The sequence below is a fragment of the Streptomyces sp. NPDC001194 genome (genome assembly GCF_042896985.1).
Classification (GTDB): domain Bacteria; phylum Actinomycetota; class Actinomycetes; order Streptomycetales; family Streptomycetaceae; genus Streptomyces.
In genome coordinates this window covers 25,413-45,844 of the sequence record NZ_JBIAXU010000014.1, presented here as the reverse complement: position 1 = coordinate 45,844, position 20,432 = coordinate 25,413, and the positions used below count along the sequence as shown (strand labels likewise).

Sequence of the window (20,432 nt, the reverse complement as noted above, 5' to 3'; positions counted from 1 at the left end):
CGGACCAGCCTCGGGCCACCGGCAACGGCGAGTCCCGCGACGAAGGAGCTGATCCCCGCCACCATGGCCACCACCGAGATCCACGCGGACCCCGCCCCCGCAGCCGTCGGGGCCGACACGCCGCAGCACCGCGCGGCCCGGCTCGAGGCGCGGCTCGGCGACCCGTACGACCCCGCCAACCCCCACGGCCTGGGTGCCCTCTTCGCCGCCGACGAGCGGCGCGAGCCGCCCGAGGCCACCGAGCAGCTCCTCACCGAGGCCGGGCTCTCGGCCGAGTTCGTGCCCGCCGAGTACGGCGGCCGGCTCACCCGCGCCGACCACCTGGCCAAGGTGCTGCGCCCCGTCTTCCGCCGCGACCTCGCCCTCGGCTTCGGTTTCGGCATCACCTCGCTCTTCGCCACCTCAGCGGTCTGGGCGGCGGGCACCGCGGCGCAGCGCAGGTCCACCGCCGACCTGCTGCTCGGCGGCGGCCGCGCCTCGATCGTCCACCACGAGCTGGCGCACGCGAACGACATCCTGCGCGACGAGTTCAGCGCCGGCGCGGCACCGGGCGGCGGCTACCGGCTCAACGGCCGCAAGGACGTCATCATCAACGCCGCCCGTTCCCAGGCGTACGTCGTCTACGCACGCACCGACCAGGCCCGCACCCCGTACAGCCACTCCGTGCTGCTCGTGGACCCGGCCGAACTCGGCGGGGGCCTCGGCCACCTGCCCCGGGTCCCCACCACCGGCATGCGCGGAGGCCTGTTCTCCGGGCTCGAGTTCACCGACTGCGCGGTCCCCGCCGACGCGCTCGTCGGCCGCCCCGGCGAGGGCGTGGCCCTCGCGCTGCGCACGTACCAGGTCAACCGCTGCGTCATCGCCTCGACGGCCGTCGCCGCCGTCGACACCGTCCTGCACTCCGCGGTACGGGCCGCCACCGCCGGGCGCAGCCGTCCCCTGGCCCGCCGCTGGCACAAGCCGCTCGCCGGGGTCTTCGCCGACATGCTCGCGTGCGACAGCATGGCAACCGTCGCTCTGCGCGCCCTGAGCCTCCTGCCCGACCGCACCCACGTGCTCGCCGCGGCGGTCAAGTACGTGGTCCCGGACCTGCTGCGGGAGGACCTCGAGGAACTCGCCACCGTCCTCGGCTCCCGCGGCTACCAGCGCGGCACCCCCGAATACGGTGCCCTCGACAAGCTCGGACGCGATCTGCCCGTGGCCGGCCTCGGGCACGCGGGCACCGCCTCCTGCCAGGCCGTGATCGTCCCCCAGCTGCGCAGCCTCGCCGAACGCGCGTGGTTCCGCGAACAGGAGCCGCCGCGCGAGCTGTTCCGCGCCGGGGCCGCCCTGCCCGCCCTCGACTACCGGCTGCTCGGCATCGCCGACGGCGGCGACTTCCTCGCCGCATCGCTCGTCGAGTCCGCCGCGCGGCTCGGCGAGGTGCGCGGGGTCGGGGGCCAGCTGACTGCCCTCGCCGACCTCGCGGAGGCCTTCGTCACCGAGCTGCGCGCCCTGCGCGAACGCTGCCGGGCCATCCCCGCCCACGGCACCCGCGCCACCTTGTCCGACCCCGCCCTGTGCGTGCTCAGCGACCGCTACGCCCTGGTCCTGGCGGCCGCGGCGGTCCTCGGCATCTGGGAGGGCCAGGACGGAAGCGACCCCTTCCTGGCCGCCCCGGCCTGGGCGGTGCTCGCGCTCTCGCGGATCGGTGGCCGTCTCGGCATCCCGGTGCCCGAGCTCCCCGACGGCTGCCTCGAGCAGGTGCTGGAGGAGCTGATACGCCGCTACCGCACCGGCCTCAGCTGCGACCTCGACGCGACGGAACTCGCGCAGTGACCGTGCCGCCGCCCACCGGCCCACGTCCAGCACGTCCAGCACGTCCAGTACCAGGGAAGGACAGCCCGATGAAGGACGACGCGCAGCGCATCACCACGCCGGTCCACGTCTCCGGGCCGGACGGTCCCTGGGAGGGGGTGGGGCAGGGCATGGCCCTGCGCGGAAACGCGACGGTGTTCACCACCTGGGGCGAGTGGCTCACCGCGGCGCTCGCCGAACCCGCACTGCGCCCGCTGCTGGGCCGGGACTGGCTGCGCTACCGGCAGACCACCGATCCGACGATCCGCTACCGCTTCGTCGCCTCCCGGCTGGCCGTCAAGTACACGGCGGCGGCCGCGCTCGGCGCCGACCCGGCCGACCTGGACCTCGCGTACAAGATCGGCGGCCGTCCCTACCTGCGCGGGTTCGACCAGATCGACGTCAGCCTGACCCACACCGACGACCTGATCGCCGTGGGCATCAGCCGCACCGGCAGGATCGGCGTCGACACCGAACCCGCCGACCGCAAGCTCTCGTTCGACCTCTTGCAGGACCAGGTGTGCACCGCGGCGGAGAAGGCCGAACTCGCCGCCGTGCCCGAGGCGGAGCAGCCCGCCGCGATGCTGCGGCTGTGGACCCTGAAGGAGGCGTACACCAAGGCGCTCGGCCAGGGACTGCGGCTGGGCTTCTCCGAGTTCGGCTTCGAGACCGGCAAGGAGGGCGGCGCGGGCCTGCTCGCCCCGGACGGCACCCCGGCGGCCCGCGGCGAGTGGGCGTTCGGAACGTACCCGGCGCTCGGCCGCTACCTGGTCAGCGTCGCCTGCCACGACACCGGCCTGGGCACCTCGAGCGACACCAACGTCTCCACGATGCTCGACGAAGGCTTCCTGACCACGGTGGCGGGCCTCCTCGACCGGCTCTGATCCGGTTGCCACGACCGCGGCTGCGCCACGGCTCCAGACGGGGCCGAGCGCTGCGGGGGAGAGTGGCTCTCGCGGCGCCCCGGTCCCCCCGCCGAGCGCGCGCCGCTCCTCTTGCCCCGCTGTCCGGCGCCCGCGCCGGGCAGCGGGGCACAGGCATGTCCGGCCGCCGCCGCCGCCGTCGCCCGGCCTGCCCCGCCCGCGCCCCGTTCCCCCGCCCCGCAGGTGCGCGCGAGCGGGCCCGTACGGATCCCCGTGCGGAATTCGAGCCCGGCTGTAGCGCCTCGGTCAATGCTGGGCGATGCGACACCGGCCGGACCCGGTGCCTCTGTGTCGAAAGGGCCCGTATGAGCATCGTCGAGGAAAGACCACTGGAGACCGTACTCGCGCCGGACTCCCGGCCCGCGGCTCCGATCCCCCCGCGTCCGGAGGAGACCCGCTTCGCCTCCCTGCGTGATCGCACCGCGGAACTGCACGCCGTACGCGCGCTGGCCGAGGCCGGCCCCAGCGAACGCGCCACCGCAGCCCAGCACGCCAAGGGCAAGCTGACCGCCCGCGAGCGCATCGAGCTCCTGTTCGACGAGGGCACGTTCAACGAGGTCGAGCAGCTGCGCCGGCACCGCGCCACCGGCTTCGGCCTGGAGGACAAGAAGCCGCACACGGACGGCGTCGTCACGGGCTGGGGCAAGGTCCACGGCCGCACCGTCTTCGCGTACGCCCACGACTTCCGCATCTTCGGCGGTGCGCTGGGCGAGGCGCACGCCGAGAAGATCCACAAGCTGATGGACCTGGCCGAGGCGGCCGGCGCCCCGATCGTGGGCCTGTGCGACGGTGCGGGCGCCCGTATCCAGGAGGGCGTCACCGCGCTCGCCGGCTACGGCGGCATCTTCCAGCGCAACGTCCGCAACTCGGGCGTCATCCCGCAGATCTCCGTGATCCTGGGCCCGTGCGCCGGCGGCGCCGCGTACTCGCCCGCCCTCACGGACTTCGTCTTCATGGTGCGCGGCACCTCGCAGATGTTCATCACCGGCCCGGACGTGGTCCAGGCGGTGACCGGCGAGGCCGTCACGATGGAGCACCTCGGCGGGGCCGACAGCCACGCCGGCGCCTCGGGCGTGGCGGCGTTCGCGTACGACGACGAGCAGAGCTGCCTGGAGGACGTACGCCACCTCCTGTCCCTGCTGCCCTCCAACAACCGCGAACTCGCCCCCGCGGGCGACCTCGAGGACCCGGTGGACCGGCGCTGCGACAGCCTGCTGGACCTGGTCCCGGCCAAGCCCACCCAGGGCTACGACATCCGCGACCTCATCGAGGAGGTCGCCGACCACGGGGACTACTTCGAGGTCCACGCGCAGTGGGCGCAGAACGTCGTCTGCGCGCTGACCCGCCTCGGCGGCCACGTCGTCGGCATCGTCGCCAACCAGCCGGCCCACCTCGCGGGAGTCCTGGACATCCAGGCCTCGGAGAAGGCGGCCCGCTTCGTCCAGTTCTGCGACTCGTTCAGCATCCCGCTGGTCACGCTGATCGACGTACCCGGCTTCCTGCCGGGCGTCGACCAGGAGCACAACGGCATCATCCGGCACGGCGCGAAGCTGCTGTACGCGTACTGCAACGCCACCGTCCCGCGGATCTCGCTGATCCTGCGCAAGGCCTACGGCGGCGCGTACATCGTCATGGACTCCCGCTCCATCGGCGCGGACGTGGCGCTCGCCTGGCCGTCGAACGAGATCGCGGTGATGGGCGCGGAGGGCGCGGCGAACGTCATCTTCCGGCGCGAGATCAACGCCTCGGACGATCCCGACGCCACCCGCGCGCAGAAGATCAAGGAGTACCAGACCGAGCTGATGCACCCGTACTACGCGGCCGAACGCGGCCTCGTCGACGACGTCATCGACCCGGCCGAAACCCGCGCGCGGCTCATCTCCACGCTCGACATGCTGCGTACGAAGCACACGCAGCAGCCGAGCCGCAAGCACGGGAACGTGCCCCTGTGACCGCCCCCGCACCCGGCTCCGCCGGCGACGCGTCCGCGCCGGCGCTCGCGGACTCGATCCGCATCGTCAAGGGCAAGCCGACGGCCGAGGAGGTCGCGGCCCTGGCCGTCCTGCTGGCCGCCCGGCTCCGACAGCCGGACGAGGCGCGGCCCGGGCAGGGCGGGGCCCAGGTGCACAAGCTGCCCCTGCGCCCCCGCCCCGCCTTCATCGCTCCGGGGGCCTGGGCTTCGTAGCGTGTCCGCGCCGCCCCGCCGGGGCCGTCCCCCGGGGGACGGCCCCGGGCCGGGGTCAGCGGACCGGGTAGTACGGGAGGGGAGCCGGCTCGGCGGCCGCGTGCGACGGGTCGCCGGCGGCGAGCAGGTCCAGCACCTCCTGGCTCGGCGGGGGCATGAAGTACCGTTCGGCCACGTCCCGACCCATCGCCTGGTGCTCGGCGACGAGGCCGCGCATCCCCTGCTCGTAGGCGGCGAAGGCGGCCGCGGGGTCGCCGCCCGCCCGGGAGAGCTCACCGGCCAGGATGTAGGCGCCGATCAGGGCCTGGGAGGTGCCGCGTCCGGAGGTGGGCGCGGCGCAGTAGCCCGCGTCTCCGAGCAGGACGACGGCCCCGTTCGCCCAGGTGTCCATCTCCACCTGGGCGTTGGTGTCGAACCAGAAGTCCTCGGCGCGTTCCATCTCCTCCAGCAGCCGCGGCACCTCCCAGCCCTCGCCGGCGAACCGCTCCGCCACGATCCGGCGCTGTTCGGCCGGGTCGTGGCGGTCGTACTCGGGGCCGTCGTCCGCGAAGTGCAGCGCCGCGCGGGCCCGGCCGTCGCGGCCCTCCGAGAAGATGTTGGCGGCCTTGCCCGGCGAGACGTAGAGCTGGCCGGTGCGGTGCAGGCCCAGGTAGTTCGGCAGGCTGAAGATGGCGGTGTGCAGGCCCAGGTGGCGCACGTAGCGCTCCTTCGGTCCGAAGGCCAGCGCACGGGTCCGCGAATGCAGCCCGTCCGCGCCGACCACGAGGTCGAAGCGGCGCGGCGGCGCCTTCTCGAACCGGACCGTCACGCCGTCGCCGCTCTGGTCCAGGGCGGCGATCGAATCGTCGAAGACGTACTCCGCGGTGTCGCGGGTGACCTCGTACAGGAGCCGGGTCAACTCGCCCTTGGGCACCTCCAGATCACCGGCGAAGACCGCGGCGGGCATGGTGGCGTACTGCCGCCCCTGCGCGTCCATCATCGCCGCGTCCCCCATCTGGGTGTCCAGCGCCCGGACCCGCTCCAGCAGGCCCATGCGGTCCACGACCTCCAGGGCGCCGCCGCGGAAGTCGACGGAGTACCCCCCGTGCCGCATCTGCGGGGCGCGTTCGACCACGGTGGCCGCGAAGCCGTGCCGGTGCAGCCAGTAGGCGAGGGCGGGGCCGGCCACTCCGGCGCCGGAGATCAGGACATGCTGTGCGGGATGGCCGCTGCTCGTCGTCATGTGTACAAACGTACAGATGTGGATGCGCGAAATTGGCCCCTGCTTGCCGAAAATGTCCCGAAGTCGGTGTAGAACCCACCGGATTTGGCCGACCGCGCCCGCAGGTCAGCCCCGTTCGGTCAGTGCGGCGATCCCGTCGAGGATCCGCTCCAGCCCGAAGTCGAGCGGATCGTCCGCGCGGGGCGTGAAGGCGCCGCCGGCGATGGCCGCGCTCAGTGCGGGGAACCGGTCGCCGTGCCGTTGCCACACGTCCGCCGTGAGCCGGTTCCACTCCTCGCGCCCCTCCTCGTCGTCATCGACGAGCTGCTGCGCCAGCCCGCGGACGTGCCCGATGACCAGCAGGAACGCGGCGTGCTGTTGCGCGTGCGGGAGCCCGGTCCCCGACAGTGCGGCCAAGGCCGAGTCGAGCCACGCCAGCTGACGGGGCCCCATGAGCCGGCGCCGCATCCCGGTGGCGGCCACCATCCACGGCCGGCGCCGGTACTGCTCCCAGCACGCGCGCGCCCATGCCTCCAGCTGCGGCCGCCAGCCCCCCGGCACGGCGGTGACGTCGGGAGCCGCCCCGAAGGCGGCGTCGACCATCAGGTCGAGCAGCTCCGCCTTGCCGGGGACGTAGCGGTACAGGGCCATGGTGGTCACGCCCAGACGCGCGGCGACGCTCTGCATGGACAGCGCGTCCAGCCCCTCCGCGTCGGCGACGGCGAGCGCGCTGTCCACGATCCGCTCGAGGTTCAGGGAGGGCTTGGGGCCGCGCCTGGGCTGCCCCTGCTCGCCCCACAGGAGCGCCAGGCTGACCGCCGGATCGCGCTTCTCGTCCCTGCTCCCGCCCATGCGGCCCCGCTCCTCGCATCGTTGCGCGCCGGATCCGTTGACGGCGCGCCAGGAACTGTATATAACATAAACGAAATTGCTTAGGTCGTACGCAGTTCTGGTCCGCGACATTCTGAGGAGCCACCATGCTCGCCACCGTCCTCGGCGCCTTTGCCGTCCTCCTCGCCACTCCGGCCGCGGGCCTGCTGGGCCACCGCGCCCTGCGCCGCGCCGGCCGTGCCCGGCGCCTGCGCATCGACGGCCCGGGCGCCGTCGACGAGCAGGGCTTCGTCCGGATCGGCGGGATCGAGCAGTGGATCTCGATCCGCGGGGAGGACCCGGCCAACCCGGTCGTCCTCGAGCTGCACGGCGGCCCCGGCTCCTCCAACTCGATCTTCGCCACGCGCACCCGGGCCTGGGAGGAGCACTTCACCCTCGTCCGCTGGGACATGCGCGGAGCGGGCAAGACCTTCGCCCGCTCCGGCCCCGGGGGCCAGGGCGAGATGAGCATGGCGCGGATGCACCAGGACGCCGTCGAGGTCACCCGTTACGTTCGTGAGCGGCTCGGTGTCGACAAGGTCGTGCTCCTCGGTCAGTCCTTCGGCAGCGTCTTCGGGCTGCGCCTCGCCCGCGAATACCCCCAGTGGTACTCGGCCTACGTGGGCACCGACCAGAACATCCACGACGCGGGCCGCGACACCTCCGTGTACGAAGGACTGCGCGCGCGCCTGCGCGCCGCGGGCAAGCGCAGGCAGCTCGCGGCCCTCGAGCGGATGGGCCCGGACTCCCGCCGGTGGACCGCGGACCGGCGCGCCGCCTACAGCAGGATGCTGGCCACCAGCGACCCCCTGACGGCCGCCACCATGAAGAGCGTGGTGATGGGCTCCCTGTGGTTCTCCCCGCTGCACACCCTGCGCGAGCTGGGTGGCTTCGCGAAGGCCATGAAGTTCTCCGAGCAGATCCTCGCCGACGTCGCCACGGCCGACGACTGGGCCGACGGCACCCGCTTCGACCTGCCCTTCTTCATCTTCCAGGGCGACCGCGACGTCATCACCCCGGCGGAGCGCGCGCGGAGGTTCTTCGACGACGTGCAGGCCCCGGTCAAGGAGTTCGCGCTCATCGGGAACAGCAGCCACTTCGCCTGCCACCGCGATCCGCAGCGGTTCCTGCACCTGATGCTGACCCGGGTGCACCCGGTGGTCACCGGTGCCCGGCGGCCGGCCGGCCTCTGAGGGGCATCGCGCCCCGCACCCATCGCCGGACACGCCCTAGGGGGCGTCTTGCCGATCATGCCGGGCTCGCGGCGGCGGGCACCGCGCCTCGCCGCGTTGTCCTCGCTCGCCGACACACCACGTCGCCTCCTCCCCCTGCCTTCGGCGGGGGGACCCCCACGTCCGCCTTGCGATCCACGGCGCCCGCCACCGCTCCCTGATCCGGCCTGATCGACAAGACACCCCCTAGCGGTAGTCGCGCAGGGAGATGTTCTCCGCGGCCTTGCGGGCGATCTTGGCGGCCATGTTCTTCCCCGGCAGGTACGGCATGACCCTGTAGTAGCGGTTGAGGACCGTGGCCAGGACACGGCTTCCGGGGACCATCAGCCTGGCGACGCCGTCGCCCATCTTCTGGCAGCCCACCGCGTACTCGCGCATCTCCGCCTCGTACCGCCCGAACGCGACGCGGTGGTCGCCGCGCGCCGCGGCCAGCTCGCCCGCCAGCACGTACGCGCCGACCAGGGCGAGCCCCGACCCTATGCCCGAGAGGGAGGAGGGGCAGTGGGCGGCGTCGCCGAGCAGCGCGACGCGGCCGCGCGACCAGCTGTCCATGTGGACCTGGCCGACCGAGTCGAAGTGGAAATCGGGCGCGTACCGCATGTCGTGCAGCAACCGGTCGCTCTCCCAGCCGTTGCCCGCGAACGTCTCGGCGAGTACGGCCTGCTGCCCCGCCACGTCGCGGCGGTCCAGGTCCAGTTGCGGCGAGGCGAAGTAGAAGACCGCCTTGGCCTCTTCGTTGTGGCGCGCGCTGTACATCGCGACGAGCCTGCCCGCGGTGCGGTAGGCGCGCCCGCAGTGGTCGAGGCCGAGATGGTTGGCCGTGGTGAAGACCGCGCAGTTGACGCCGAGGTGCTTGACGAACCGCTCCTGCGCCCCGAAGGCCAGGCGGCGGGTTTCGGAGTGCAGCCCGTCCGCGCCGATCACCAGGTCGAACCGGCGCGGCGCGCCGCGCTCGAAGGTCACGTGCACGCCGTGGGCGTCCTCGGTGAGCGAGGTGACGGAGTCGCCGAAGACGTACTCGGTGTGCGGCCTGGTGGCCTCGTACAGGATCCGGGACAGATCGCCCCGGAGGATCTCGACGTCCCCGGCGAACAGGTCGGCGGGCAGTTCGGCCTGGCGCTCGCCCGCGCTGTTGACGTACGTCATGGAGCCCACGCCGGTACGGGCGCGCTCGATGTCGGCCAGAACGCCCATGCGGCGCAGGACCGTCAGGTGGGCCTCGCCGCGGAAGTCGACCGCGTACCCGCCCTCGCGGAGCGCGGGAGCACGTTCCACCACGGTGGCCCGGAAGCCGTGCCGGTGGAGCCAGAGGGCGAGCGCGGGGCCGGCCACTCCGGCGCCGGAGATCAGGACCTTGAGGTTCGTCATGCCGCAGAGCTTCCACGGGGCCGCTCACCGGGGGTTCACCGTGCGCTCACCGCGCTCCCGCTCACCGCGGTGACGTCACGCGCTCAGCACCGCGTGCACGGCCTCCTGCGACAGGCCCAGGATGCGCAGCACTTCCGGTGCGGGCGCCCCCATCCCCTCCGCGGCCGCGGCGGCCTCCCGGTAGCGCTCGCGCGCCTCGGCGTCGCGGCCGAGGGCGGCGGCGACGCGGCCCAGCCCGATGAGCGTGCGCAGCCGGGTCCCCAGGCTCTTGACCCAGTGCGGGTCGATCCGCTCCAGGGCCTGCGCGTACAGCCGTTCGGCCTCGGCCGGGCCGCCCTCTTCCAGGGCGATGTCACCGAGGCCGCGCAGGGCCGCCGCCAGGTACGTGGAGCTGCCTGCGCGGCGGGCGAGCGCGGCGGCCTGCGCGTAGTCGCCCCGGGCCGCCGCCGGGTCTTCGCCGGCGAGGTGGTCCCCCCGGTTGACCAGCAGGTCGGCACTGTCCTCGAGGGCGCCGAGCCGTTCGGTGAGCACGAGCGCCTCGTCGGTCAGCGCGACCGCCCGCGCGCGGTCGCCGCGGGCGCCCGCCGCCCCGGCGAGCGCGTCCAGGGCCAGTGCGGTGCCCCATCGGTCACCGAGCGAACGGAATCCCCGCAGGGCCTCCTCGAAGGCGTGCCCGGCCCCCGCCGGGTCTCCGTCGCCGAGGTACCCGAACCCTGAAACGTAGTGGGCGGCCGCCCGGGCCCACGGCTCGTCGCAGTCGCGCTGGGAGGCGAGGAGGGCGAACGCGCCCTCCGGGTCGGGTCCGATCGCGTTCCGCATCATCCACAGCAGCAGGACGGCCGGGTAGCGGCCCGGCCGTCCGCCGGGCCACGCGGCCGCCAGCGCCGTCCCGGCCGCCGCGCGATGGCGCTGCCACATCCGCTGTCCGGCATCGTCCGACGCCGGTGCCGACCCGGCGAGCAGCGCGCACGCGGCGTACTCCTCGCCGAGCCCGTCGGGGACCGCCCCGCCCACCGTCGCGAGCAGGGCGCTCGCCTGCGGCGCGGCCGACGCGGACGCCCCCCGGATCCACAGGTAGTTGACCGACGAAGCGAGCAGCTCGAAGGCCGTCCCCACGTCCGGCTCCCCGACCGCCCAGTGCAGCGCCGCCATGAGGTCGCCGTGCTCGGCGGCCACGGCGGGCAGCCACTCCAGCTGCTCGGCCCGCCGCAGGTGCGGGTCGGCCGTCCGCACCAGCTCCAGGATGCGCCGGGCGTGTTCGCGCCGCACGGACTCGCGTTCGCCCGCCGCGTCGAGCAGCTCCGCACCGTACGCGCGGATCGTCTCCAGCATCCGGTAGCGGCCGCCGGCGAACTCCAGCAGCGACTTGTCGACCAGCGACTCCAGCGTCTCGCCGTCGGCGCCGCACACCCGCCGCGCGGACCCGGCCGTCGCGCCCCCGGCGAAGACCGTGAACCGCCTCGCCGCCCGCTGCTCGGGCTCGGAGAGCAGGTCCCAGCTCCACGCGACCACCGAACGCAGCGTGCGGTGCCGCGCGTCGACCGTGCGGCTGCCGCGGGCGGCCACGCCGAGCAGATCGTCCAGACATCCCGCCAGATCTTCGATGTCCAGGGTGCGCGACCGCGCCGCCGCGAGCTCGATGGCCAGCGGCAGGTCGTCGAGCGCCGCACAGATCCGCCGTACGAGGTCGGGGTCCGCGGCGAAGCCCCGCCGCACGGCGCCGGCCCGATCGGTGAACAGGCGTGCCGCCGCGTCGGCATCGAGCGGCCGCACCGGGAACAGGTGCTCGCCGATGATGCCGAGCGGCTCCCGGCTCGTCGCCAGCACGCGCAGCCGCGGGCAGGTCGCCAGCAGCCGCGCCGCCAGCTGCGCCGTCTCGTCGACGACGTGCTCGCAGTTGTCCAGTACGAGCAGCAGCACCCGGTCCGACAGCGCCGCGATCAGGCGGTCGACCGGCGTCTTCGCGCCGCCGTCCATCTGGAGGCCGTTCCCGCGCAGGCCGAGCGCGCCCAGCAGGGCTTGCGGCAGCCCGGCTCCGTCGCGCAACGGGGCCAGTTCCACGAAGCACACCTCGGCGGCGGCCCCCTCGGCGTCCGCGACCTCGACCGCCAGCCGGGTCTTGCCGACTCCGCCGGGCCCCGTCAAGGTGACCAGCCGGGCCACCCGCAGCAGCCCGGCGACTTCGCCCACCTCGTCGGCGCGGCCCACGAAGCTCGTCAGCTGGGCGGGCGGCGCGGCGGGCGCAGGTACCGGGTCGGTGCTCAGCAGTTCCCGGTGCAGGGCGGTCAGTTCGGCCGACGGGTCGGCGCCCAGCTCGTCGGCCAAGTGCCTGCGGACCTGCTCGAACACCACCAGTGCCTCGGCCTGCCCGCCCGCCGCGAACAGCGCCCGCATCAGCAGTCCGGCCAGCCGTTCCCGGAGCGGGTGCCGGCCGACCAGCTCGCGCAACTCGGGTACGGCCACCGCGTGCTCACCGAGCCGCAGCCCCGCCTCGATGCGGTCTTCGAGCACCCCGAGCCGGTGCTCTTCCAGCCGGGCCGCGGCGGCCCGGGCCGTCTCGCTCTCGGGCAGGTCGGCGAGTGCCGGTCCCCGCCACAGCTCCAGGGCCTCGCGCAGCAGGGGGAGCGCCCGGCCGGCGTCGCCCTCGGCCAGCGCCGCCCGGCCGGCCCCGGCCAGCCGCTCGAAACGGGAAGCGTCCACGTGGTCCGGATCGACCACGATCCGGTAGCCCGCTCCGGCCCGTTCGATCACCGCCCCGGTGCCCAGTGCCGTACGGAGCCTGGACACCTGGGAATGCAGGGAGTGCGCCGACAGCACCCGGGCGGGGTCGATCTCTTCGACCAGTCGGTCCGACGGGACGACCTCCGCGCAGCGGACGAGCAGCAGGGCGAGCAGCGCCCGCCGGGCCGGACCGCCCAGTGACACCTCGCCGCCGTCGCCGTGCCACGCCCTGGTCTCGCCGAGGATTCCGAACCGCATGCCGGTGATTATCCACCGGCATGTGATCACGGGGCGATCGGGCCGAGGAACGTCCCACCCGAGACGTCGACGGTCTGACCGGTGACCCACCGGCCCTGCGGGCCCGCCAGGAATCCGACGACGTCCGCGACGTCCTCGGGCTCGCCCAGCCGCCCCAGGGCGGTGATCGACTCCAGCCCGGCCACCACCTCGGGAACGCAGGTGTGGCCCGCGGTCATGTCGGTGCGCACCGCGCCGGGCGCGACGGTGTTCACCGTGATGCCGCGACGGCCGAGCTCGTTGGCCAGTGACGGCGCCATGGACTCCAGCGCCGCCTTGCTGATCGTGTAGGCGATCTGGGTGGAGACCGCGAACCGGCTGGCCGTCGAGCCCATGTTGACGATGCGTCCGCCGTCGTTGAGCAGCGCCATCGCGCGCTGGACCACGAAGAACGGGGTGGCGACGTTGATCTCCAGCAGTCTGGCGAACTCGGCCGCGGTGACCTGCGAGATCGCGTTTCCCGAGCTGATGCCCGCGTTGTTGACCAGGATGTCCAGTCCGGCCCCCGCACACCCGGCCCCCGCCAGCCCGGCGGCCAGTTCCTCGAACAGCCGGTCCACCGCACCGTCCTCGCCGAACCGCGCCCGGATCGCGAACGCGCGGCCGCCCGCCTCCTCGATCCGCGCCACGGTTTCCCCGGCCGCCTCTTCGTTCCCGCCGTAGTGGACGGCGACCAGCGCGCCCTCAGCCGCCAGCCGCAGCGCGACCGCCCGGCCGATTCCCCGCGAACCGCCCGTCACCAGTGCCGTCTTGCCGGTCAGAACCTTCATCGTCGCTCCCTGTCCAGTGACCGGTCCGTGGCGGATCCGGCGGTGGACCAACCGTCGCGCAGGCGGCTCACCACGTGCTCACCGCGAGCTCACCGGTACGCCGACTCAGTCGAGGACGGCGGTGGCCTCGATCTCGACCAGGTGCTCGGGCACGTCGAGCGCCGCGACGCCCAGCAGGCTGGCCGGGGGGACGGGAACGACGCCCAGCTTCGCGCTCGCCCGCGCGATCCCCTCCAGCAGCAGCGGCATCTTGTCGGGGGTCCAGTCGACGGCGTACACGGTCAGCTTCGCCACGTCCGCGAACGAGCCGCCCGCCCCGGCCAGGGCGGTGGCGACGTTGAGGTAGCACTGTTCGACCTGGGCGGCGAGGTCGCCTTCGCCGACGGTGGCCCCGTCGGCGTCCCAGGCGACCTGCCCGGCGATGAAGACCAGCTTCGAGCCGGTCGCGATCGACACCTGCCGGTAGACGGGGATCTCGGGCAGTCCGGTGGGGTCCACCAGGGTGATGGCCATGGTGCGCAGCCTCCATGTCGTGGTCTCTTGTGGTTACTCAGGAACCGTAGGAGAGTGTTCGATGACATGGAAGAACGCACTTTTCGGTGACTGGGGAACCTGATGGTGACCAAGCAGCTCAGCGGCGTACGCGACGAAGCGGACGTGCGCCGCGCCGACTCCCTGGGGCGGGAGATCTTCTCCGGCGTCGCCAACAAATGGGCGCTCCTGATCATCGAAGCCCTCGGCGACGACACCCTGCGCTTCGGCGAGCTGCGCGACGCGGTCGAGGGCATCAGCCACAAGATGCTCACCCAGAACCTGCGCATGCTGGAGCGGTACGGGCTGCTGCGGCGCACGGTGTACCCCACCGTGCCGCCGCGGGTCGAATACGCCCTCACCGAGCCGGGCGCGGCCCTGCGCGAGACGATCGACGGACTGTGCGACTGGACCCACCGGTACGTCGGCGAGATCGAGGCCTCGTGCCGCCGCTTCGACGCCGGGACCTAGGGGGCGTCTTGCCGATCACCCCCTAGGGGCCGTCCGTACGGCGCGTCAGGAGCCCTGGTGGTCGGCGATCGCCTCGGCCGACGCCCGGCGCGCGACGGCGGCCAGGACGGGATTGGTCACGCGGTAGTAGTGCTCCGCCGTGAGCCCGAAGCGCAGGGCCCAGCCGCGCCCGCGGGCCCAGGTCGCGTCGTCCGCGCCCGCCGCCTCGCGGAACGCCTCACGGGTGTCGGCGGACAGCAGGGTCCAGGCCGCCATCACATCGCACGCGGGGTCGCCCACGCCCACGCAGCCGAAGTCGATGACCGCGCTGAGCCGGCCCCGGTGGCCGAGGAGGTTCCCCGGCAGCAGGTCGCCGTGCAGCCAGACGGGCGCGCCCTCCCACTGCGGTACGCGAACGGCCGCCTCCCACGCGTCGGTCGCGGCCTCCGCGTCCAGCGCGCCGTCGGCGCCCAGGTCCCGGATCGCCGCGCGGACCTCGTCGTCGGCCGTACCCACCGGCCCGCCCCGGAACGACCGCGGTGCGCCGGACGTGTCGATGCGCCGCAGCGCCGCGACGAAGCGCCCCAGCTCGGCCGCGGCCGTGTGCAGTTCGGAGAGGGGCTCGTCGAAGAGGTTCGCCCCGTCGAGCCAGCGGTACACCGACCAGGCGAACGGGAACCCCTCGCCCGGAACCCCCTGCCCCAGCGGCACGGGTACGTGCAGCGGCAGGTGCGGGGCGAGGTGCGGCAGCCACCGCTGTTCCTTGCCGACCTGGCCTTCGGCGTCGGCGATGCGGGGCAGCCGTACGGTCTTGTCCGCGCCCAGCCGGTACATGGCGTTGTCGGTGCCGGCCGAGCGCACCTTCCGTACGGGCAGCCGTGCCCACTGCGGGAACTGCGCCGCGACCAGCCGCTCGACGAGGGCCTCGTCGATGTCCACCTCGTCGGCATGCATCTTCGTGTTCGTACCGGACATGCAGCGGAACGTACCCGCCGGACAGGTGGCCCTGCCAAGGGTTTTCCGCCGGCCGGGCACGTGTTCCATCTGTTTAGATGCATCTTTTCTGATGTAAGGTCGGGCGCATGAACGGTGTGCAGCTCTTCCTGCTGGGCCGGACGCTGATGAAGATCGGCGAAGAGGCCATCCCGACCGGCGGGGTCGGCAAGCGCACGACCAGCACGCGATCGGTCCTGGTCGTGATGCTCGACGTCTACGCCCACCCCGACACCACCGTCGGCGAGATCGCCGTCCGTTCGGGCCTGCCGCAGAGCGCGGTGTCCGCCTGCGTGGCCCGGCTGCGCGAGACCGGCTCCGTGGTCACGGCCACCGACCCCCGCGACCGGCGCCGCACCCTCGTCCGGCGCAACCCCGGGATGTCCGACCGGCGGGCGGAGGTCGCCTCCTCCTCCGTCGACGGGGCCCTGTCCACCGCGCTCGGCACCGGCGACCCCGCCGAACTCGCCGAGGTCGTCGCCCTGTTGGAGGCCCTCGCGGAGCGCCTCTCGCCCGAGGTGCTGGCCCGCCTGACGCCTGACGCCTGACGCCTGACGCCTGACGCGTGACGCCGGCCCCGTACCGTCGCCCGAGCCGCCGGGGCCCGGGCGACGGACCGCGGCGGAGGCTACCTGCGGTACGAGGAGACGTAGCCCGGGCCCGGAGACCCTACGCCCGTCACCACGTCGTAGCCGCGCACGGCGGCCAGCGAGCTGTCCTTGCCGAGGCTGCGGACCGAGGTCACCAGCCCGTCCGCGGCGTCGACGGAGTTCGCGAAGTCGACGCGGGCGACGGCGAGGTCACGGTCCTGGCCCAGCGGGTGGTCGGTGACGTCGTGGTAGAGCGGGGTCCCGAAGCGGAAGTAGATCGCGGGGTTCGCGAAGCCGATCGGCACGTGGCGGGCCTGCTGCGCCAGCGCCTGCACCCCGGCGATGACCGGAGCCGCCAGCGAGGTGCCGCCGATGCGGTACTCGTCGTACGAGACGGAGCCGTCGGGCCAGCTCTGCGTCTGCCCCACGAGGAATCCGGTGTTGGGGTCCGCGATGGCCGCGATGTCGGGGACGGTGCGCATGCGCGTCGCGCCGTTCGCCTTGGCGAGGGAGTCGGGTACGACGCCCCGCTGGTAGGAGGGCTGGGCGACCGTCGCACTCGTGCCGCCGCCCGCGCCGCTCGTGTAGGTGCCCGGGAAGCCCGTCCAGCCGGTGCCGTCGGCGCTCAGCGGAGCCTTGAGCGTGCCCCAGCCCGTCTCGAACTGGTAGGTGTCGCCCTTGCCGACCGCCAGGGAGGTGCCGCCCACCGCCGTCACCCACGCCGAGTTGGCCGGGGTGTCGACCTGCTTCTTCCCGGTGTTGGCGACCTCGTCCCCGTTGTCGCCCGAGGAGAAGTAGAAGCCGATGCCCTCGATGGCACCGAGCTTGAACGTCCGGTCGTAGGCCGCCGCGATGTCCGGGGTCTCGTTGGCCTCGATGTCGCCCCACGAGTTGGAGACGATGTCGGCCAGCCTGCTGTCGACGACCTTGTCCAGGGCGTCGAGGAGGTCCGGGTCGTTGCACGAGGCACCCGCGACGTACACGATGCCCGCGTCCGGTGCGACGGCGTGCACGGCCTCGACGTCGAGGGTCTCCTCCCCGTACCAGCCGGACGCGTCGCACTCCTCGGTCGCCGTGTAGTCGGCGGGCACGACCTGGCGGAGCTGGTTGGGCTTGTAGGCCTTGTCCCCGTTGCGCTGGGCGTACTGCCGCGCGTCCTGGGCGATGGTCGGCGAGGCGTACGCGTCCGTGATGGCGACGGTCACCCCCTGGCCGGTGTACCCGTTCGCGCCGTAGGCCGCGCGCAGCTGCTGCCCCGTGTATCCCCTGACCGCGTAGGGGATCTTCGTGCCGTTGGCATCGGGAAGGGTCTTCGCCACGTTCGACCCGAAGTAGGTCGAGAAGGGGCCGGCGTTGCGGAACCCGGCGCCCGGGCCCGGCAGGGCGTCCTGGTGCGTGGACCGGTGCGGCGCGTCGTCCAGCCCGGTCACGGTGAGCACGGCGCCGGCCAGGTCCGCCGGGGCGGACGCCGTCTTTGCGGGGGCCCGGTAGACCTTGTCGCCCTTGCGGTAGCCGTGCAGCCGGGTGGCGAACGCCTTCTCCGCCGCCGCCGCGTCACCGGTGACGGATATGTAGTGCTGGTCGGAACCGGTGACGGTGAGACCCGCCTGCCGGAGCCAGTGGGTGACGGCTCCGATCTGGTCGGCGGTCGGCCCGAACCGCAGGCGCGCCTCGGCGGGGCTCAGGTACTTCCCGTAAGCGGAGGACCGCGGGTCCGAGACGGCCTCGGCGTAGGCGGTGAGGCCCTTCGCGTCCCGCCCGGCCAGGTACACCCGGGCGTTCACCTTCGCGGACGGGGCGACCGTGCCCTGGTCGGCCGAGGCGGTGGCCCAGGAGGGCTGGGTGCCCTCCAGGGCGGACCGCCCTCCTGGGACGGGCCCGGCGGCCTGCGCGGACGGTGTCGCGAGGGCGAACGCGCCGGTGAGCAACGGGAGTGTCGCTGCCATGACACCTAGGGTGCGGCGCCCTGTGCGGGTGCTTCTCATGTCATCCCCTGCAGTGAAGTGGAGTCTGTCGCGAGCTGGGTACGCGGGCCGCCGCGTTGTGCGCGGCGTACGGCCGCAACTCTTGTCAGGAACCGTTCACGTCAGGGGCACGGAGCGATCAAGAAACCCAAAAGACCTTGCCAGGAAAGGGAATTGACGCATCGGCAGACGCGGCCTAGCCGGCTGCGGCTGCCGCTTCGTCTGCCGCTTCGTGCACCGCTTCGGCGGTTTTGCGTACGGGCTCCGGCGCCGGCCGCCTCGTGTGGTTGCGTACCAGGAGGCACAGCAGTACCGCTGCCCCCAGGGCCGCGATCGGCAGCGCCGCCGTCACGTGCAGCGCCGCGACGAAGGCGTCCGCGTACGCCCTGCCCGCGGCGAGCTCCACGGCCAGCCGCCCCTGCAGCAGCGCCCCGACCGAGGCCGCCCCGATGACCGAGCCGATCTGGCGGACCGTGTTGTTCACCCCGGACGCCGCACCGGCCAGTCGCGGCTCCACGTTCCGCATCGCCTCCGTCGACATCGGCGCCACCACGCACCCGACGCCCAGACCCGTCACCGCCGTCGCCGGCGCGAACAGGTACCAGGGCGTCGCCGGTCCGGCGGCCAGCACGATCGCCACCATCCCCGCCGCGTACAGGGAAAGCCCCGCCATCAGCAGGTACTTGCCGCCCATCCGGTCCGACAGCCGCCCCGCGAAGGGGGCCACCGCCATCGATACGAGGGAGGACGGCGCGAGCACCAGACCGGCTTCGAGCGCGCTCATGTGCAGTACGGACTGCAGGTACAGGTTGAACGGCAGCGCGAGCCCGATCATCGCCATCGACACCAGCGCCACGAGCGCGGTCAGCACGGTGAAGTTCCGGTCGCGGAAGAGCGCGAAGGGCACCAGCGGCTCACGGTCCTGCCTCCCGCGCTGGTGTACGAGGAACCCCGCGGCCAGCGCGGTTCCGGCGGCCAGCAGCCCCCGTATCCCCGCGCCCCACCCGTACCGCCCGCCCTCCTGCAGCCCGAACGCCAGGCAGAACAGCGCGGCGGTCGCGATCAGCACCCCCACGAGGTCGAACGTACGGCCGCGCCCGTTGCGCACGTCCGGCACCACCAGGTACGTGAGCACCAGCGCGGCCACGCCGATCGGCACGTTGACCAGGAAGATCCACCGCCAGCCGGCGGTCGACACGAGGATGCCGCCCAGCGTGGGCCCCGACAGCGTGGCGAGCCCGGCGACCATCCCCCAGACGCCCATGGCGGTACCGCGCCGCCGCGCCGGGAAGACCGAGATGATCAGCGCCATGGTCTGCGGCGCCAGCAGTGCGGCCCCGAGCCCCTGCAGCCCGCGGGCCGCGATCAGCAGGCCGGCGCTCGGCGCGAGCCCGCACGCCACGCTGGCCAGCGTGAACACCGCCACGCCGCAGGCGAAGAGCCTGCGCGGGCCCCACAGGTCGCCGAGCCGCCCCGCGGTGATCAGGAGTACGGCGAGCACCAGCGCGTACCCGCTGACCACCCACAGGGTCTGGTCCAGCGAGGCCCCCAGCGCGCCGATCATCTCCGGGAGGGCGATGTTCACGATGGTCAGATCCAGCAGCGTCATGAAGAACCCCAGTGACACGGTCACCAAGACCGCCCAGGGATTGCCGGCCCACTTGCGCATGTCGTCCCCACTCCCGCGTCCGCGCACCGGTGCGTTCCAGTGGCCGCGACACGAAAGTAATCCATCTTTTTTGATGCATCAAGATTGATGCATCAAAAAAGATGACTCTGTGGGGGAGGAGGCAGGCCAACGTCCGGGGATTGGCCTGTGACCCGCAGGCCGCGCACCTGAGAGGCTGGTCCCCCGAATGCCGTGCTCAGGAGGACTTCATGCAGGTAGCGGTGGTCACGTTCGACGGGTTCAACGAGCTCGACAGCTTCATCGCGTCGGCCCTGATCAACCGGTGCCGCAGGGACGGCCTGGAAGCCTTCATCACCACACCGACGCCCGTGGTGACCTCGATGAACGGCGTCGAGGTCAGCGGCCAGCGCCCCATGGACTTCATCCCGGAGGCCGACGTCGTACTGATCGGCAGCGGGGTGAAGACGCGCGACGTGGTCGCCGACGACCGGCTGCTCGCCCGGCTGCCCCTGGACCCCGCGCGACAGCTGATCGGCTCGCAGTGCTCCGGCGCGCTGGTCCTCGCCCGCCTCGGGCTGCTGGACGGGACGCCGGCGTGCGCGGACCTGACGAGCCGGCCGTACGTCGAGGCCTGCGGGGTCACCGTCCTGGACGCGCCCTTCCACTCGGAGGGCAACATCGCCACGGCGGGCGGCTGCCTGGCCTCGCAGTACCTGGCCGCGTGGGTGATCACCCGTACGCTCGGGGAGGAAGCCGCGCGCGGCGCCATCGGCTACGCGGCCCCCGTGGGGGAGCAGCGGGAGACGGTGGAGCGCACGTTGCGCGCCATCCGCGCACCGCAGCCGGCATCCGTGCCGCGCTGACCGCGCCG

Annotated in this window: 17 protein-coding genes; 8 read left to right on the top strand and 9 right to left on the bottom strand. The window is 73.2% G+C overall.

What is annotated here, in order from left to right:
* Positions 1-63: 63 nt before the first annotated feature.
* The 4 genes from ACFY1T_RS24970 to ACFY1T_RS24955 all read left to right on the top strand — a co-directional run bounded on the left by ACFY1T_RS24970 (position 64) and on the right by ACFY1T_RS24955 (position 4,944).
* Entirely contained in the window at positions 64-1,818 is a 1,755-nt protein-coding gene (locus tag ACFY1T_RS24970) for an acyl-CoA dehydrogenase (RefSeq protein WP_390790138.1), read from the top strand.
* A 68-nt stretch (positions 1,819-1,886) separates the two neighbouring features.
* On the top strand, positions 1,887-2,720 hold the full coding sequence (locus ACFY1T_RS24965; protein ID WP_390790137.1) for a 4'-phosphopantetheinyl transferase family protein: 834 nt from the start codon (positions 1,887-1,889) through the stop codon (positions 2,718-2,720).
* Between the two features lie 344 nt (positions 2,721-3,064).
* Entirely contained in the window at positions 3,065-4,711 is a 1,647-nt protein-coding gene (locus tag ACFY1T_RS24960) for an acyl-CoA carboxylase subunit beta (RefSeq protein WP_390790136.1), read from the top strand.
* Positions 4,708-4,944, top strand: a complete 237-nt coding sequence (locus ACFY1T_RS24955) for an acyl-CoA carboxylase epsilon subunit (RefSeq protein WP_390790135.1) — start codon at positions 4,708-4,710, stop codon at positions 4,942-4,944. Before ACFY1T_RS24960 ends, ACFY1T_RS24955 begins: the two co-directional genes overlap by 4 nt.
* Before the next feature lie 55 nt (positions 4,945-4,999).
* Here the strand turns inward: ACFY1T_RS24955 and ACFY1T_RS24950 are convergent, their stop codons facing one another.
* Positions 5,000-6,166, bottom strand: a complete 1,167-nt coding sequence (locus tag ACFY1T_RS24950; RefSeq protein ID WP_390790134.1) for an FAD-dependent monooxygenase — start codon at positions 6,164-6,166, stop codon at positions 5,000-5,002.
* A gap of 105 nt (positions 6,167-6,271) precedes the next feature.
* A complete protein-coding gene (locus ACFY1T_RS24945; protein WP_390790133.1) occupies positions 6,272-6,997 on the bottom strand; it encodes a TetR/AcrR family transcriptional regulator in 726 nt (241 codons plus the stop codon).
* Between the two features lie 125 nt (positions 6,998-7,122).
* On the opposite strand from ACFY1T_RS24945, the gene ACFY1T_RS24940 reads away from it, so the two are divergent.
* Positions 7,123-8,208: an alpha/beta fold hydrolase gene (locus ACFY1T_RS24940; RefSeq protein ID WP_390790132.1), complete on the top strand. Its 1,086-nt coding sequence runs from the start codon at positions 7,123-7,125 to the stop codon at positions 8,206-8,208.
* 225 nt (positions 8,209-8,433) lie between these two features.
* Here ACFY1T_RS24940 and ACFY1T_RS24935 read toward each other — a convergent pair whose 3' ends face one another.
* From ACFY1T_RS24935 to ACFY1T_RS24920, 4 genes are all read right to left on the bottom strand, one after another.
* Positions 8,434-9,615 carry an FAD-dependent monooxygenase gene (locus tag ACFY1T_RS24935; protein ID WP_390790131.1) on the bottom strand — a complete coding sequence of 394 codons (1,182 nt, stop codon included), beginning with the start codon at positions 9,613-9,615 and terminating at the stop codon, positions 8,434-8,436.
* Between the two features lie 75 nt (positions 9,616-9,690).
* The gene (locus ACFY1T_RS24930) at positions 9,691-12,594 is read right to left on the bottom strand and encodes a BTAD domain-containing putative transcriptional regulator (RefSeq protein WP_390790130.1); all 2,904 of its coding nucleotides are present in this window, start codon (positions 12,592-12,594) and stop codon (positions 9,691-9,693) included.
* A gap of 26 nt (positions 12,595-12,620) precedes the next feature.
* Complete coding sequence (locus ACFY1T_RS24925) at positions 12,621-13,403, bottom strand: SDR family oxidoreductase (RefSeq protein WP_390790129.1); 783 nt, start codon at positions 13,401-13,403, stop codon at positions 12,621-12,623.
* A gap of 105 nt (positions 13,404-13,508) precedes the next feature.
* Positions 13,509-13,916, bottom strand: coding sequence for a RidA family protein (locus ACFY1T_RS24920; RefSeq protein WP_390790128.1), 408 nt, complete (start codon positions 13,914-13,916; stop codon positions 13,509-13,511).
* Positions 13,917-14,018: 102 nt separating this feature from the next.
* Between ACFY1T_RS24920 and ACFY1T_RS24915 the strand changes: the two genes are divergently transcribed.
* The gene (locus ACFY1T_RS24915; protein ID WP_390790127.1) at positions 14,019-14,405 is read left to right on the top strand and encodes a winged helix-turn-helix transcriptional regulator; all 387 of its coding nucleotides are present in this window, start codon (positions 14,019-14,021) and stop codon (positions 14,403-14,405) included.
* Positions 14,406-14,450: 45 nt separating this feature from the next.
* Here ACFY1T_RS24915 and ACFY1T_RS24910 read toward each other — a convergent pair whose 3' ends face one another.
* Positions 14,451-15,359 carry an aminoglycoside phosphotransferase family protein gene (locus tag ACFY1T_RS24910; RefSeq protein ID WP_390790126.1) on the bottom strand — a complete coding sequence of 303 codons (909 nt, stop codon included), beginning with the start codon at positions 15,357-15,359 and terminating at the stop codon, positions 14,451-14,453.
* A 107-nt stretch (positions 15,360-15,466) separates the two neighbouring features.
* Between ACFY1T_RS24910 and ACFY1T_RS24905 the strand changes: the two genes are divergently transcribed.
* Positions 15,467-15,925, top strand: a complete 459-nt coding sequence (locus tag ACFY1T_RS24905) for a MarR family transcriptional regulator (RefSeq protein WP_390790125.1) — start codon at positions 15,467-15,469, stop codon at positions 15,923-15,925.
* An 80-nt stretch (positions 15,926-16,005) separates the two neighbouring features.
* Here ACFY1T_RS24905 and ACFY1T_RS24900 read toward each other — a convergent pair whose 3' ends face one another.
* The gene (locus ACFY1T_RS24900) at positions 16,006-17,952 is read right to left on the bottom strand and encodes a protease pro-enzyme activation domain-containing protein (protein WP_390790124.1); all 1,947 of its coding nucleotides are present in this window, start codon (positions 17,950-17,952) and stop codon (positions 16,006-16,008) included.
* A gap of 175 nt (positions 17,953-18,127) precedes the next feature.
* Positions 18,128-19,600, bottom strand: a complete 1,473-nt coding sequence (locus tag ACFY1T_RS24895; protein ID WP_390790123.1) for a DHA2 family efflux MFS transporter permease subunit — start codon at positions 19,598-19,600, stop codon at positions 18,128-18,130.
* A gap of 209 nt (positions 19,601-19,809) precedes the next feature.
* Here ACFY1T_RS24895 and ACFY1T_RS24890 point away from each other — a divergent pair, with 209 nt between their 5' ends.
* Positions 19,810-20,424: a DJ-1/PfpI family protein gene (locus ACFY1T_RS24890; RefSeq protein WP_390790122.1), complete on the top strand. Its 615-nt coding sequence runs from the start codon at positions 19,810-19,812 to the stop codon at positions 20,422-20,424.
* Positions 20,425-20,432: the final 8 nt, after the last annotated feature.

Bases quoted from the DNA above. Each gene is read 5' to 3' on its own strand.
- ACFY1T_RS24970 (WP_390790138.1), top strand. From the start codon at position 64: ATGGCCACCACCGAGATCCACGCGGACCCCGCCCCCGCAGCCGTCGGG.
- ACFY1T_RS24965 (WP_390790137.1), top strand. From the start codon at position 1,887: ATGAAGGACGACGCGCAGCGCATCACCACGCCGGTCCACGTCTCCGGG.
- ACFY1T_RS24960 (WP_390790136.1), top strand. From the start codon at position 3,065: ATGAGCATCGTCGAGGAAAGACCACTGGAGACCGTACTCGCGCCGGAC.
- ACFY1T_RS24950 (WP_390790134.1), bottom strand. From the start codon at position 6,166: ATGACGACGAGCAGCGGCCATCCCGCACAGCATGTCCTGATCTCCGGC.
- ACFY1T_RS24945 (WP_390790133.1), bottom strand. From the start codon at position 6,997: ATGGGCGGGAGCAGGGACGAGAAGCGCGATCCGGCGGTCAGCCTGGCG.
- ACFY1T_RS24940 (WP_390790132.1), top strand. From the start codon at position 7,123: ATGCTCGCCACCGTCCTCGGCGCCTTTGCCGTCCTCCTCGCCACTCCG.
- ACFY1T_RS24935 (WP_390790131.1), bottom strand. From the start codon at position 9,615: ATGACGAACCTCAAGGTCCTGATCTCCGGCGCCGGAGTGGCCGGCCCC.
- ACFY1T_RS24930 (WP_390790130.1), bottom strand. From the start codon at position 12,594: ATGCGGTTCGGAATCCTCGGCGAGACCAGGGCGTGGCACGGCGACGGC.
- ACFY1T_RS24925 (WP_390790129.1), bottom strand. From the start codon at position 13,403: ATGAAGGTTCTGACCGGCAAGACGGCACTGGTGACGGGCGGTTCGCGG.
- ACFY1T_RS24920 (WP_390790128.1), bottom strand. From the start codon at position 13,916: ATGGCCATCACCCTGGTGGACCCCACCGGACTGCCCGAGATCCCCGTC.
- ACFY1T_RS24915 (WP_390790127.1), top strand. From the start codon at position 14,019: ATGGTGACCAAGCAGCTCAGCGGCGTACGCGACGAAGCGGACGTGCGC.
- ACFY1T_RS24910 (WP_390790126.1), bottom strand. From the start codon at position 15,359: ATGTCCGGTACGAACACGAAGATGCATGCCGACGAGGTGGACATCGAC.
- ACFY1T_RS24905 (WP_390790125.1), top strand. From the start codon at position 15,467: ATGAACGGTGTGCAGCTCTTCCTGCTGGGCCGGACGCTGATGAAGATC.
- ACFY1T_RS24900 (WP_390790124.1), bottom strand. From the start codon at position 17,952: ATGAGAAGCACCCGCACAGGGCGCCGCACCCTAGGTGTCATGGCAGCG.
- ACFY1T_RS24895 (WP_390790123.1), bottom strand. From the start codon at position 19,600: ATGCGCAAGTGGGCCGGCAATCCCTGGGCGGTCTTGGTGACCGTGTCA.
- ACFY1T_RS24890 (WP_390790122.1), top strand. From the start codon at position 19,810: ATGCAGGTAGCGGTGGTCACGTTCGACGGGTTCAACGAGCTCGACAGC.